General features: G+C 36.3%; 11 protein-coding genes. 6 read left to right on the forward strand and 5 right to left on the reverse strand.

What is annotated here, in order from left to right; translation table 11 throughout:
• The first annotated feature begins 101 nt into the window (after positions 1-101).
• Genes ABN080_RS04625 through ABN080_RS04640 form a run of 4 tightly spaced genes read left to right on the forward strand, consistent with a single transcriptional unit; the run spans position 102 to position 3507 of the window.
• Positions 102-1145 (forward strand): ABC transporter permease, encoded by a 1044-nt coding sequence (locus ABN080_RS04625; RefSeq protein ID WP_349439088.1) that lies wholly within the window; start codon positions 102-104, stop codon positions 1143-1145.
• The gene (locus tag ABN080_RS04630; RefSeq protein ID WP_349440486.1) at positions 1145-1975 is read left to right on the forward strand and encodes an ABC transporter permease; all 831 of its coding nucleotides are present in this window, start codon (positions 1145-1147) and stop codon (positions 1973-1975) included. The genes ABN080_RS04625 and ABN080_RS04630 overlap by 1 nt, the downstream gene beginning before the upstream one ends.
• Positions 1968-2804 carry an ABC transporter ATP-binding protein gene (locus ABN080_RS04635; RefSeq protein WP_349440487.1) on the forward strand — a complete coding sequence of 279 codons (837 nt, stop codon included), beginning with the start codon at positions 1968-1970 and terminating at the stop codon, positions 2802-2804. The genes ABN080_RS04630 and ABN080_RS04635 overlap by 8 nt, the downstream gene beginning before the upstream one ends.
• Positions 2791-3507: an ABC transporter ATP-binding protein gene (locus ABN080_RS04640; RefSeq protein WP_371032474.1), complete on the forward strand. Its 717-nt coding sequence runs from the start codon at positions 2791-2793 to the stop codon at positions 3505-3507. The genes ABN080_RS04635 and ABN080_RS04640 overlap by 14 nt, the downstream gene beginning before the upstream one ends.
• A gap of 84 nt (positions 3508-3591) precedes the next feature.
• Here the strand turns inward: ABN080_RS04640 and ABN080_RS04645 are convergent, their stop codons facing one another.
• Positions 3592-4236 carry a YchE family NAAT transporter gene (locus ABN080_RS04645; RefSeq protein WP_072068299.1) on the reverse strand — a complete coding sequence of 215 codons (645 nt, stop codon included), beginning with the start codon at positions 4234-4236 and terminating at the stop codon, positions 3592-3594.
• Between the two features lie 514 nt (positions 4237-4750).
• Between ABN080_RS04645 and adhE the strand changes: the two genes are divergently transcribed.
• Complete coding sequence (adhE, locus tag ABN080_RS04650; protein WP_349440488.1) at positions 4751-7417, forward strand: bifunctional acetaldehyde-CoA/alcohol dehydrogenase; 2667 nt, start codon at positions 4751-4753, stop codon at positions 7415-7417.
• Positions 7418-8688: 1271 nt separating this feature from the next.
• Here adhE and ABN080_RS04655 read toward each other — a convergent pair.
• Complete coding sequence (locus tag ABN080_RS04655) at positions 8689-9285, reverse strand: thymidine kinase (protein ID WP_072068301.1); 597 nt, start codon at positions 9283-9285, stop codon at positions 8689-8691.
• Positions 9286-9794: 509 nt separating this feature from the next.
• Between ABN080_RS04655 and hns the strand changes: the two genes are divergently transcribed.
• Positions 9795-10199: a histone-like nucleoid-structuring protein H-NS gene (gene hns, locus ABN080_RS04660; RefSeq protein ID WP_072068302.1), complete on the forward strand. Its 405-nt coding sequence runs from the start codon at positions 9795-9797 to the stop codon at positions 10197-10199.
• Positions 10200-10429: 230 nt separating this feature from the next.
• On the opposite strand, the gene ABN080_RS04665 is transcribed toward hns, so the two are convergent.
• From ABN080_RS04665 to rssB, 3 genes are all read right to left on the reverse strand, one after another.
• A complete protein-coding gene (locus tag ABN080_RS04665) occupies positions 10430-11437 on the reverse strand; it encodes an NAD-dependent epimerase (protein ID WP_196554114.1) in 1008 nt (335 codons plus the stop codon).
• Positions 11438-11705: 268 nt separating this feature from the next.
• The gene (gene galU, locus ABN080_RS04670; protein ID WP_349440489.1) at positions 11706-12614 is read right to left on the reverse strand and encodes a UTP--glucose-1-phosphate uridylyltransferase GalU; all 909 of its coding nucleotides are present in this window, start codon (positions 12612-12614) and stop codon (positions 11706-11708) included.
• Positions 12615-12793: 179 nt separating this feature from the next.
• Positions 12794-13813 carry a two-component system response regulator RssB gene (rssB, locus tag ABN080_RS04675; RefSeq protein WP_109407653.1) on the reverse strand — a complete coding sequence of 340 codons (1020 nt, stop codon included), beginning with the start codon at positions 13811-13813 and terminating at the stop codon, positions 12794-12796.
• Positions 13814-13951: the final 138 nt, after the last annotated feature.

Genomic DNA, 13951 nt, shown 5'->3' on the forward strand with positions numbered 1-13951 from the left:
CTAAGTAACTAAGTAACTAAGTAATATTTTTTCCTAAAACCATCCACAGTCATGTTATTGTGGATGGTCTATTTTTTGCCATTTCACTAGGCTATTGCTGTATGAACACTGCTATGACGTTACCTATTCGTCTAAAAAGCCAGTTAATTACTTTTGCTCAAGGAATATTGACATTAGTACTTACGCTTTTTGGGCTTCTTGTAATTACTTTCACACTTTCTGCACTTTCCCCTGTTGATCCTGTTCTGCAAATTGTCGGTGATCATGCAAGCCTCGAAACATATAACCAAGTCAAACATGAATTGGGGCTGGATTTACCTCTCTATATGCAGTTTTTTCACTATGTAGAAGCATTATTAGAAGGACATTTGGGTACAGCGACATCAACGGGTCAACCCGTTCTTGATGATTTATTATTGACTTTCCCAGCCACTTTAGAGTTAGCAACAGTCGCATTGGTTATTGGTGCCAGTTTGGGCATTTTATTTGGTGTATTATGTGCTCGTTTTGTCGGTACACCTCTCGATTTTGTTTTACGCATTTTGACGCTATTAGGTAGCTCTGTTCCTATTTTCTGGTTAGGCTTAATTTTGTTATTAATTTTCTATGCCACACTGCAATGGACCGCAGGCCCCGGACGATTAGACGATATATATCAATTTACAATTGAACCTGTAACAGGCTTTGCGTTAATCGATACCTTATTAGCCGGTGATAAAGACGCTTTTTTTAACGCGTTATCACACCTTATTTTGCCCGTTTCTCTATTAGCTTATTTTGCCCTTGCCTCTATTACTCGCTTAACACGTTCGGCCTGTTTAAACGAAATGAATAAAGAGTATGTCACCTTAGCGAGAGCAAAAGGTATTGGCGAGTTACGTATTCTCTTTTATCACGTATTACCCAATATTCGTGGTGTATTAATGACCATTATCGCCTTGTCTTATACCGGTATGTTAGAAGGTGCGGTATTAACAGAAACGGTCTTTTCTTGGCCGGGAATTGGTCGATATCTTACAACCGCACTTTTTGCGGGTGATACCACAGCCATTATGGGCGGTACTTTAATTATCGGTTTATGCTTTGTCTTTATTAATAATATGACCGATATCGTTATTCGTTTGACTGATCCGAGGCTCCGCTAATGTCACCTTCATTTTTAAGAAAAATAGCGCGTTCGCCTTCCGCATTTATCGGTTTATCATTGCTTATTTTACTGTTAATTATTGCTATTTTTGCACCTTGGTTAGCCCCTTACGATCCCAATTGGCAACATGCGGCTCAACGCTTATTAGCACCCAACGCTGAACACTGGTTAGGCACAGATAATTATGGACGAGATATCCTTTCTCGTATTATTTATGGCACACGCCCAATGCTTGGTTTGGTGGGATTGGTGGCTATTATCACCTTACCATTAGGATTGTTGGTCGGGATTTTATCGGGTTATTACGGTGGATGGACTGAACGTATTTTAATGCGATTCACTGACGTTATAATGTCAATGCCTTCATTGATCCTAGCTTTTGCCTTTGTAGCAATGTTAGGCCCCGGTCTTCTTAATGGAGCATTGGCATTGGCTTTAACAGCATGGCCTGCTTATGCACGTCAATCTCGCAGTGAAATTCAACATTTGCGCAATAGTGATTACCTTGCTGCTGCTGAAATGATGGGAATAAAAGGTGTTCGTCTTTTATGGGGGCATATTTTACCGCTATGTTTACCGTCAGCCATTGTGCGTTTAGCGCTTAATTTAGCGGTGATTATTCTTGCTGCTGCCGGTTTGGGCTTTCTTGGATTAGGTGCTCGCCCTCCTATGGCGGAATGGGGAGCAATGATAGCAGAAGGTATGCCTGTTATTTTTGACCAATGGTGGGTAGCTGCTATTCCAGGGACAGCAATTTTGATCAGTAGTCTCGCCTTTAATTTATTAGGTGATGGGCTTCGGGATATATTGGGAGATACCCATGAATAAAACACCTTTAATTGAAGTGAAAAAACTCTGTATTGATTATCCAACGGCAAGAGTGGTTAATAACGTCTCTTTTACTTTAGGCCAAGAGCGTTTAGCTGTAGTGGGTGAATCAGGCTCAGGTAAATCAATGACAGCACGCGCATTAATGGGACTCGTGCGTCAACCAGGAAAAGTTAGTGCAGAGCAGCTCAATTTAATGGGAAATAATCTATTGAATTTTTCATCGAGCCAATGGAATAACACTCGAGGAAATACTATTTCGATGGTATTGCAAGATCCCCGTTATGCATTAAATCCGGTAAAAACCATTTATCAACAAGTGGAAGAGTCGGTAAAACGCCATCAAACACTTTCACGCCAAGATAGGCGACAATTGATTATCGAAATGCTGTTATCTGTTGGCTTTCCTGAGCAGAGTATTTACCGCTATCCCGGTGAATTATCAGGAGGAATGGGGCAACGGGCAATGATTGCTATTGCGCTAATTAATAACCCAACAATTCTAATTGCTGATGAACCAACATCAGCGCTTGATGCCCAATTACGCCATCAAATTCTTGAACTGATTACCACCCAATGTGAGCAGCGCAAGATGGGTTTACTACTCATTAGTCATGATTTACCTCTGGTTGCTGAATACTGCGAACGTGTAATGGTGATGTACCAAGGCGAACAAGTGGATGAACTCAATGCGAAAGCATTACCGACAGCCTCACATCCTTATACGCGGACACTTTGGACATGTAGACCTAATGCAAGTACTTATGGCACGCAATTGCCAGTATTAGATAGGACGCTTAATTTCAAGGGGCAACATCATGCTAATTGATATTCATGATTTACACGTTCAATTTGAGCAAGGCAAACAAGCAAAGCATGTTGTAAAAGGGATCAACTTACATGTCCAACAAGGTGAAACCTTCAGCTTAATAGGTCGTTCTGGTTGTGGAAAATCAACCGTTTTACGTGTCATTGCTGGATTATTGCCCCATTGGCAAGGTAGCATGTCACTTTTAGGGCAAACCATTAAACCACAACAACGTTTTCAAGGCGCATTGCGCCGTAATATACAAATGGTATTTCAAGATCCCTATGCCTCTTTACACCCCCAACACCGTATTGAGCGTGCTTTTTCTGAACCTTTGAAAATTCATCAAATTCCTTTTGATAACAGCACAATTGAACAGGCATTAGCTCAAGTCGGCTTATCTGCGGATGTAGCAAGCCGTTATCCTCACCAACTCTCTGGTGGACAACGCCAACGAGTTGCTATTGCAAGAGCCCTTTTGCTACAACCTCAATTGTTATTATTAGATGAGCCAACTTCAGCATTGGATATGTCAGTGCAAGCCGAGATCTTAAATCTGCTTAACACCCTAAAAAAACAGCATAATATGACTTATTTATTAGTGAGTCATGATGCCGATGTAATTGCTCATATGTCTGATAGAGCCGCATTAATGGAAAATGGCGAATTGACTCAACACTATGATAGAGAAGCGTTATCAAAAGGAATACATCGTCTTGATTAGCATGGAAGAAGTGATGCAATAAATAAAAAATCGCAGTATTAAAAAACACTGCGATTTTTAAAAATGCTACTGTGTTAACGATATTTAAACTAATAAGCCCGGAAAAATAGAACGCAAACCGGTCACAATAAACTCAATACCTAAAGACATTAATAATAAGCCCATTATACGGGTTACCACGTTAATTCCCGTTTGCCCTAAGTATTTCACTAATAGTGTTGCACTACGAAAAAGCAACCAACAGCAGAATGCAAAAAAGATACTGGTTGCGGCTAATCCCAAAAAGTTAGTAAAACCTTCCCAACGAGAACTCCATACAATACAAGAACTAATTGCCCCAGGCCCTGCCATTAATGGTAACGCCAAAGGTACAACAGCAACACTATTACGTACGGCAGATTCGTTTCGTTCTTGATTGTTTTGTTTATCTTCCCCTAAACGCCCATTTATCATGGTCATGGCAATTGTAACAATCAGCATCCCTCCCGCTATACGAAACGAGTCGATAGAAATACCGAAAATATTCAGTATAGAATCGCCGATTAACAGAGATGAAACCAAAATAATTGCAACGGAGCCATTTGCAATTAAATTTGTTTTGTTTCGCCCTGCATCCGTTTGATAACTCGTCATACTAATAAAAACAGGCAAAATACCAATTGGGTTTACAATCGCAAAAAGACCCACAAAAAATTTAATATAACCGGATAAATCCAGCAGTGCCCCCATGAAAAGCCCCTTCTTGGCTAATAAACATGCGAATTATTCTATAAAAGATAGAGTAACTCTAAAAAATCCGCGTTACTTTAAATCAATAAACCAGTTAATTCTATTAGTTAACAAGTTTTTACCTAAAATATTCTCTTGTAAACCGATAAAAACCTAGTGGTTTAATTTTATATCGAAATATGAGATACGACAAAAAAATCGTTGATGATTTTTCGCATATGATTATTATTCTCATTAACGGTCGTGCTGAAAGGTGTCAGCTTGTCAATTTTGTGATTAAGATCACGTTAATTAATTAGAAAGATGGTAAGCTGTTATCATTCGGAAAAAGAGGATAATTTTAAAAATATATTTATGTTTATTGTTGTTTTTTTTAAGTTTTTTAAGCAAATTAGGGCTTCTAATTATTATTACTGAAATAAGCACGATGTCATCTATCTAGACTATTCTTATTAATGATGATCAAAACGGCTAATTTGCTTAAAAAATTTAACATTTTATCAGGAGTCTCTTTATGTCTGTAACTAACGTTACTGAACTCAATGATTTGGTTGCTCGTGTAAAAAAAGCTCAGCGTGAATTTGCTAACTTCTCTCAAGAACAAGTTGATGCAATTTTCCGTGCTGCTGCATTAGCTGCCGCTGACGCCCGTATTCCTCTGGCAAAATTGGCTGTGAAAGAATCTGGCATGGGTATCGTTGAAGATAAAGTAATTAAAAACCACTTTGCCTCCGAATATATCTACAATGCATATAAAGATGAAAAAACCTGCGGGATCTTATCAGAAGATCTGACTTACGGCACAATGACTATCGCTGAACCTATTGGTATCATTTGCGGTATCGTACCGACCACTAACCCAACATCTACTGCGATTTTTAAAGCATTAATTAGCTTAAAAACACGTAATGGTATTATTTTCTCGCCACACCCACGCGCTAAAGAAGCAACAAATCGCGCTGCAGAAATCGTTTTAAATGCGGCGATCGCTGCAGGTGCGCCAAAAGACATAATTGGTTGGATTGATGAGCCATCAGTCGCCCTCTCTAACGCATTAATGCACCATGAAGATATCAACCTGATCTTAGCAACAGGTGGTCCAGGCATGGTTAAAGCTGCATATAGTTCAGGTAAACCTGCTATCGGTGTTGGTGCGGGCAATACTCCAGTTGTTATTGATGACTCAGCAGATATTAAACGTGCTGTAGCATCAATCTTAATGTCTAAAACCTTCGATAACGGCGTAATTTGTGCGTCAGAACAATCAGTAATCGTTGTTGATAGCATCTATAAACAAGTTCGTGAGCGTTTCTCTACTCACGGCGGTTATATGCTAACAGGTAAAGAATTAAAAGCTGTTCAAGATATCATCTTAAAAGACGGTAACTTAAATGCGGCTATCGTAGGTCAACCAGCAACAAAAATCGCTGAAATGGCCGGCATTGAAGTACCTGTAAACACCAAAATTTTAATTGGTGAAGTAAAAGAAACAACCGAAGCAGAACCATTTGCTCACGAGAAATTATCTCCATTATTAGCAATGTACCACGCTCAAACTTTTGAAGATGCGGTACATAAAGCAGAAAAATTAGTTGAAATGGGCGGTATCGGTCATACATCTTGCTTATATACAGACCAAGATAATTGTCCTGAACATGTTGCCTATTTCGGCGATAAAATGAAAACATCTCGTATCTTAATCAATACTCCAGCATCTCAAGGTGGTATTGGTGACTTATACAACTTTAAGCTTGCTCCTTCTCTAACCTTAGGTTGTGGGTCATGGGGTGGTAACTCCATTTCAGAAAACGTAGGGCCAAAACACCTTATCAACACTAAAACCGTGGCGAAAAGAGCAGAAAATATGTTGTGGCATAAGCTTCCTAAATCTATTTACTTCCGCCGTGGTTGCTTACCTATTGCACTGGAAGAAATTGCGACTGATGGTAAAAAACGTGCCTTTATCGTAACCGATAGTTTCTTATTCAATAACGGTTATGTCGATGAAGTTACTCGTGTACTGAAAAAATTTGGTGTTGAAACAGAAGTCTTCTTTGAAGTTGAAGCCGATCCAACATTGAGTGTTGTGCGCAAAGGTGCAGAACAGATGAACAGCTTTAAACCTGACGTGATCATCGCATTAGGTGGTGGTTCACCAATGGATGCTGCAAAAATTATGTGGGTTATGTATGAGCACCCAGAAACTCACTTCGAAGAATTAGCACTACGCTTTATGGATATCCGTAAACGTATTTATAAATTCCCGAAAATGGGTGTAAAAGCACAAATGGTTGCTATCACTACAACATCAGGTACTGGCTCTGAAGTAACACCTTTTGCGGTAGTTACTGATGACGAAACAGGTCAGAAATACCCATTAGCAGACTATGCATTAACACCTGATATGGCTATTGTTGATGCAAACCTTGTTATGAATATGCCTAAATCACTGTGTGCATTTGGTGGTTTAGACGCAGTGACTCACGCATTAGAAGCTTATGTTTCTGTATTAGCTAACGAATATTCTGACGGACAAGCACTACAAGCATTGAAATTACTGAAAGAATATCTGCCAGCAAGTTATCATGAGGGGGCTAAAAACCCAGTTGCTCGTGAACGTGTTCATAATGCGGCAACTATTGCTGGTATTGCTTTTGCTAACGCATTCTTGGGTGTTTGTCACTCAATGGCGCATAAATTAGGCTCTGAGTTCCATATTCCTCATGGTTTAGCTAATGCGTTATTAATTTCAAACGTTATTCGTTATAACGCAAATGATAACCCAACAAAACAGACTGCATTTAGCCAATACGACCGCCCTCAAGCTCGCCGTCGCTATGCAGAAATTGCTGACCACTTAGAGCTTTCAGCACCGGGTGATCGTACTGCGGCTAAGATTGAGAAATTATTAGCATGGTTAGAAGAAATGAAATCTTCATTAGGTATTCCATCTTCTATTCGTGAAGCTGGCGTTCAAGAAAGTGATTTCTTAGCAAGAATTGATAAGTTATCTGAAGATGCGTTTGATGATCAGTGTACTGGTGCTAACCCACGTTACCCACTGATCTCTGAACTGAAACAACTATTATTAGATTCTTACTACGGTCGTGAATTTAATGAACATCCCGTTGTGGAAGTAAAAGAAGAATCAAAACCAACTAAAAAAAGCAGTAAAAAATAATCGAGACACGCTGTGTTAGTCTGATCCTCAAATAATCGATTATTTATTGTTAATAAAAATCTGCTAATGAAGTGCCCTATAAATTTGGGCACTTTTAGTAATGCGATATGTAAGGCCTGATTTCGATATTTAACCGGAGTCAGGCCTTTTCATTTTGTTTTACCACTAAATCGTGGCTCAGCGATTTTTTAACCAGAAAATATAAATAATTACACTTAGCAACCATCTATCATTTTTTTATTAAGAATGAGGTTTAGAATATTTAAGCCTATATAGCTTTAAATGAGGCGCTAAGCCATTTTCTTTTTCAGCCACCCTGTTGCATTAACTACCCTAAAAAAAGTTGTCTGTGTAAATTACAGCGCTTGTCTAACTCACCACCTTTTTCATTAGTTAGTTAGCATAATTATTTTATTTTGAACCAATTATCTTTATTCGATGGTTCTAAAAAGGTATTAGGTATTTTTAAAACCAAGATCACCATTTTTTCGTTCATAGTGAGTTTTATTCTCATTAGGAAAGAAGAAAAATGAACATTTCGATCTATTTAGCTTTTAAATAACGAGCAAAATATATTGATGTGAAATATTTCCACATCAACGTTATTAATAATATTCACTTTATAAAGCACATAATTTCAATAAAATATTATCAAAATACTATATGCGTATTGATAAAGTAATACCTAACAAAAGGTCGTTATTTGTGCATTTGACGGTTCAACTTACTCCTTTAGGAGTATAAAAAGTGCGGTCTTTTTCTTGTATTAAAATTCATAGAGTAAGACATGCTATTTATTAGGTAATAATTCATGCAAACCAATAAGCATCATCAATAAGACTCGATATAAATATTTCATTATGTTAAGCATAGATAAAATAAATAGATTTATAGCCCATTACGACGATCTTTATTCAATTTCATTAAACTATGAATAATATTAGTGTATCAAATGTTTTTGCGTCTTATCATTTGTAAAAAACAATATCAGCATCACAAATTAGATACCCTACGTATATTTGATTATGTTTTTTTTGATTAATGATAATGAAATCTATGAAATGAATAATATTTCTCTTAAAAAAAGAATATTTCTTTACATAAGGACATCAGAAAGTCCAACTTTTGATATAAAAAAAGCCAATAAATTGGCTGAATTTAAAAAATCGATAAATATTTTTTAGTATTAAGTAATATAAACTTTTATTTGGACACTTATTTTAATCCCTCTTTCATCATTATAAATACACAAAAGAGGGAAAAGGAAAAGATTACTCTTGCTCGATACTCCCTTTTAGCGTTGCCTGAGTATAATGCTTACGGCAAACTGAAACATATTTTTCATTTCCGCCAATTTCAACTTGAGCACCATCGCTCAGCACATTTCCTTTATCATCTAAGCGTAATACTTTATTTGCTTTTCTACCACAGTAACAAACTGTTTTAAGCTCTACTAATTTATCTGCCCACGCTAATAAATAAGCACTACCCGTAAATAGCTCGCCTCTAAAGTCTGTTCTTAAACCATAAGTAAGAACCGGAATATCATAGGTGTCCGTTATTTCACAAAGTTGTTCTACATGAGCCTTACTTAAAAATTGGCATTCATCAATTAATACGCAATGAATAGGTTGTTTGTTATGCTCAGCAACAATAACATCGCGAATATTCATATCATCACTGAAGAGCAATGCATCGGCACTTAAACCGATTCTTGAACTAATTTTTCCCTTTGCAAAGCGTGTATCAATAGCCGCTGTGAAAATCAATGTACGCATTCCTCGCTCATTATAGTTATAAGAGGATTGCAATAGCGATGTTGATTTTCCAGCATTCATAGCTGAATAATAAAAGTAAAGCTGAGCCATCAGCTCTCTCCTTAAATAGTGTTTATTTTCACGGGCGACAGTCTAACATAAACAGTCTACAAGTTATCAATAACAAGTATTTATTACCTTTATTTCTATTCTAGATATACCATTCAAAGATGAGAGTCATTGCTAATGCTAATTTTTGCTTAAAAAATAAATAGCTTTAATAAGTACTTAACATATTAAAACACGCATTGATATACGTTTATTAAAGTATGAAAGTTAACCCCAACTCATTTTTTGAAAAAAGTCCGTTATTATAAAAAAATGAACAAAGCTTTCTATTCTTTTACATTAGCGCTATCATCAGTTAAAAGATGCATTTCCTTACTCATATTTCCTTTATTGACTAAAGATACCTCAATATTTATTATTTTTTTCGTTGAGATAATAGTTTAAAAAAAAGAAATTTTACGTAAGGTTTGTATTTAGGTATTGCAGAAATTTAAATAGCAATCTATTATTAGTATTACATCAGCCAACAACATTTATTTGAGACCAGGAAAATGAGCGAATCTTTAAAAATATTAAATAACATCCGTACTCTCCGCGCACAAGCAAGAGAAACTTCTTTAGAAACTTTAGAAGAAATGCTGGAAAAGCTCGAAGTTGTCGTTAATGAGCGTCGTGAAGAATTCTCATTAGAAAAAGCAGCTGAAGAAGAGCGTGTTCAGAAATTACAAAAATACCGTGAAATGTTAGAAGAAGCCGGTATTGACCCAACAGACTTACTTGAAGCAAGTGCTGTTAATAAAACTGGCCGTGCTAAACGTGCAGCTCGCCCAGCTAAATATTCTTACGTTGATGAAAATGGTGAAACTAAAACTTGGACAGGCCAAGGTCGTACACCAGCTGTAATCAAGCGTGCAATTGACGAAGAAGGCAAATCATTAGAAGATTTCCTTATCTAATTTAAGTCAATATTCTATTTGAAATACCCTTTTAATTATTTAAAAGGGTATTTTCTTGTTTACCCCTTATATTAAACAAGCGTTTAATTTTAATATGTGCTGATGTTGTTTGTATATAAGGTTGGGAGACAAAAATAAAGAGTGTAAAAATCACACCATTGACTTTTATTTATAATGAAAAAGGAGCTTTTATAGCTCCTTTTTTATTCGCTTCAATTAAGCCAACAGTTTTAGTTTCTATAATAACTTAAATACCAATCAACAAACTGTTTTACACCGTATTCTACATTTGTATTTGGTGAGAAACCGGTGGCCTGAGATAAATCTTGGCAATCGGCACAGGTAGAAAGGACATCACCATCTTGCATCGGCATTAAATTTAGTTTTGCTTTAATATTTAATGATTTTTCAATTGCCTTAATAAAATCCATCAGTTTTGTTGGTTGCCCATTACCTACATTATAGATTTTATAAGGTGCAGAACTGGATGATGTCTCGCCCTTCTCTACCGTCCAGCTTTCATCCGCTTTGGGAACAATATCAATTAAACGAACAACTGACTCTACGATATCAGCCACATAAGTGAAATCGCGTGTCATATTTCCGCCGTTATAAACATCAATAGGCTCACCAGCAAGCATTGCTTTTGTGAATTTAAATAATGCCATATCTGGACGGCCCCAAGGACCATATACAGTAAAGAATCGTAATCCAGTTGTAGGTAATTGATATAAATGCGAGTAACTATGAGACATTAGCTCATTAGCTTTTTTAGTTGCTGCATATAATGAAACAGGATGATCAACACTATCTTCCGTTGAGAACGGTTGCTTTTGATTTAAACCATATACAGAGCTTGAAGAAGAATAGATAAGATGTCCTACTTTATTATGACGGCATCCTTCTAATATATTAATGTGACCGACAATATTTGCATCAATATAGGCCATTGGATTTTCAATTGAATAGCGGACTCCCGGCTGAGCCGCTAGATGAATAACACGATCAAACTGATGAGTTACAAATAATTGAGCCACTTTTGTTGAATCAACAATATCAATTTTCTCAAATTGAAACTTTTCTAACTGTTGTAATTTAGCTAATCGAGCTTCTTTTAAGCGTACATCATAATAATCATTGAGATTATCTATTCCAACAACATGGTAACCCATTTCAATTAAACGCTGACTTAAATGAGAGCCAATAAACCCCGCAGCACCTGTTACTAATATTTTCATATTATCACTCAAATAACCCAATTAATTATTATTCACGTAAACGTTATCATGCTTAATATCACCTTGATTAAACATCATAACGCTTAACATCATCATACTTTACAAAAATCAGTATGGCTCAATACATGGTTGCATTGAGCCATACCTTAATCTCTTGTGATCACTTTATCTAGCATTTCTCACAAAATCATTTGTCTATAACACAATGTATTCGCAAGAACCATACAATAAAAACCGCTATACAAAATGATTATTACTCAGTGCCATTTCACTCTACTTTCAATGATTTTATCCATTGTGCGAAATCTTCACCAAACTCTTCGTGCTGTATACCGTATTCTACGAATGCTTTCATATACCCTAATTTATTACCACAATCGTGGCTTTTCCCTTGTAGGTGATAAGCCTCAACGTCTTCTTTTTCAATCAGCATCGCAATCGCATCTGTTAACTGAATTTCATCGCCCGCACCTGGCGCTGTTTTTGCCAATAATGGCCAAATACTTTCAGATAAGACATAACGACCCACGATAGATAAATTCGAAGGTGCTTCTTCTTTTTTCGGTTTTTCAACAACACGAGTAATTGGTTTGCTATCACCTGGGCATAAATGTTCTCCCATGCAATCAACAATACCATAGTTAGAAACTTCATCTTCGGGTACAGGTTCAACTAAAATTTGGCTTGCGCCAGAGCGCTCAAAATGGGAAAGCATCTCTTTCAGGTTAACTTTAGTTAAATCTGCACTATATCTATCTAAAATGACATCGGGCAGAATAACCGCAAAAGGCTCATCACCGATTAAAGGTTTTGCACATAAAATAGCATGACCTAATCCTTTTGCGATCCCTTGACGAGTTTGCATGATAGTGACATGACTTGGGCAAATACCTTGTACTTCTTCTAGTAACTGGCGTTTAACTCGTTTTTCTAAAATAGCTTCTAATTCAAAACTGGTATCGAAATGGTTTTCAATGGAGTTTTTAGAAGAATGTGTGACAAGAACAATTTCATTAATACCCGCCGCAATACATTCATTAACCACATATTGAATAAGTGGTTTATCAACCACAGGCAACATTTCTTTCGGAATTGCCTTAGTTGCAGGTAACATTCTTGTTCCTAATCCAGCAACAGGGATCACCGCTTTTCTAACTTTACGCACTGCTGATGACATTATATTTCTCCTGCAATTCGTACCGTTCTATTTTCAAATATGAATGGGTACATTAAAAAATAATCGCCAGAGTATACCAGCTAATATCTAAGGATAAACAGAGCCCTACCGCTTAATTGAGATAGTTCTTCATTTATGTTTAATATATGCACGATATTCTGTATTTCTTTAATCTAAATTTAACTTTTATAGATAGGGGAAAACATTAATTTAATCTGATTTGTATTATCCCAAATCTTACATTGCCAATTTGTTCCTTCACATTTTATTTGGTTAATATATAAAAGTTGCAAAGTACCTAAGGGAACACCGCTATTCAATTCGAATTTTTTACTCTCTGTTTTTATTTCAGCTCGTAATCCTGCTGATGCCAATAATATATTTTTTTTCTGTGTATGATAATACCCTAAAGTGATAGGAAACTGCCCTTTTACACCTATTTCATTCAGCATCTTATTAAGCTTATTCAACATGTTATACATGCTTGGAAGCGAACGATTTTTTTCTGATGATTTTAATACATCATTAAATACAACTCGTAAGAGTAAAGCGACCAAAAGCCCATTTTCGTCGTCCCGTGATATATCAACACAATAAAAAATAATTTGATCTTCTGATAAGGCGGCAATATCAAATAACAATCCCATTTTAGCAATATCATTTAGCTGACGATAATTAACACAATATCCCGCTACAACTTGTTTAACCTGAGGTTGCATCTGTTTTATGAACGACTGAATATAATGTGTATCTTTTCGCAAGCTATTCCAAAGAGGTTCTAAATGTATACCTTCTATTAATACTGATTCAAAAAAACCTGGGCATAATACTTCAATAACTTTTTGTTTTAATTTATCGAGATGTGTTATTGGCTTAAGAAAAATTTCTTGTGCCCCTAAACGCAACATATCATCTACTTCAGACATATTATCTGTACATGAAATAGCAATAACAGGAATAGCAAGTTTACGTTGTTCAAGGTGACATAAAAACGTAGGGCCATTCATAACCGGCATACGAATGTCACATAAAATAAGGTCGGGTAATAATCCCTTATCTAATAAAGATAACGCTTGGCTACCATTATCTGTTGTATAGACACACGCTTTTTCATGTGAGAAATATTCCGTCAGCATAGTGCGAAAAACAACCTCATCATCAATTATCAAGATTTTTTTACCCACTAAGGCTTTATTCATTGGTTACTCCAGTAACTATCGTTTCACATGCCGATTAATTAGCGATACATTACTAGTTTAGTTCAACATTGACGTTAATTATTCTCAATCATTACTTTTTTCAATCTATGGGAAATCGTCATACTAATAACGTGAGTT

Origin of the sequence: Proteus sp. fly-1089, from assembly GCF_040138965.1 — a bacterium.
GTDB lineage: Bacteria > Pseudomonadota > Gammaproteobacteria > Enterobacterales > Enterobacteriaceae > Proteus > Proteus vulgaris_B.

What these genes read in the sequence shown, in the direction of transcription:
- ABN080_RS04665 (WP_196554114.1), bottom strand. Translation starts at nt 11,437, where the DNA reads ATGAAAATATTAGTAACAGGTGCTGCGGGGTTTATTGGCTCTCATTTA.
- ABN080_RS04645 (WP_072068299.1), bottom strand. Translation starts at nt 4,236, where the DNA reads ATGGGGGCACTGCTGGATTTATCCGGTTATATTAAATTTTTTGTGGGT.
- ABN080_RS04655 (WP_072068301.1), bottom strand. Translation starts at nt 9,285, where the DNA reads ATGGCTCAGCTTTACTTTTATTATTCAGCTATGAATGCTGGAAAATCA.
- rssB (WP_109407653.1), bottom strand. Translation starts at nt 13,813, where the DNA reads ATGAATAAAGCCTTAGTGGGTAAAAAAATCTTGATAATTGATGATGAG.
- hns (WP_072068302.1), top strand. Translation starts at nt 9,795, where the DNA reads ATGAGCGAATCTTTAAAAATATTAAATAACATCCGTACTCTCCGCGCA.
- galU (WP_349440489.1), bottom strand. Translation starts at nt 12,614, where the DNA reads ATGTCATCAGCAGTGCGTAAAGTTAGAAAAGCGGTGATCCCTGTTGCT.
- ABN080_RS04635 (WP_349440487.1), top strand. Translation starts at nt 1,968, where the DNA reads ATGAATAAAACACCTTTAATTGAAGTGAAAAAACTCTGTATTGATTAT.
- ABN080_RS04630 (WP_349440486.1), top strand. Translation starts at nt 1,145, where the DNA reads ATGTCACCTTCATTTTTAAGAAAAATAGCGCGTTCGCCTTCCGCATTT.
- adhE (WP_349440488.1), top strand. Translation starts at nt 4,751, where the DNA reads ATGTCTGTAACTAACGTTACTGAACTCAATGATTTGGTTGCTCGTGTA.
- ABN080_RS04625 (WP_349439088.1), top strand. Translation starts at nt 102, where the DNA reads ATGAACACTGCTATGACGTTACCTATTCGTCTAAAAAGCCAGTTAATT.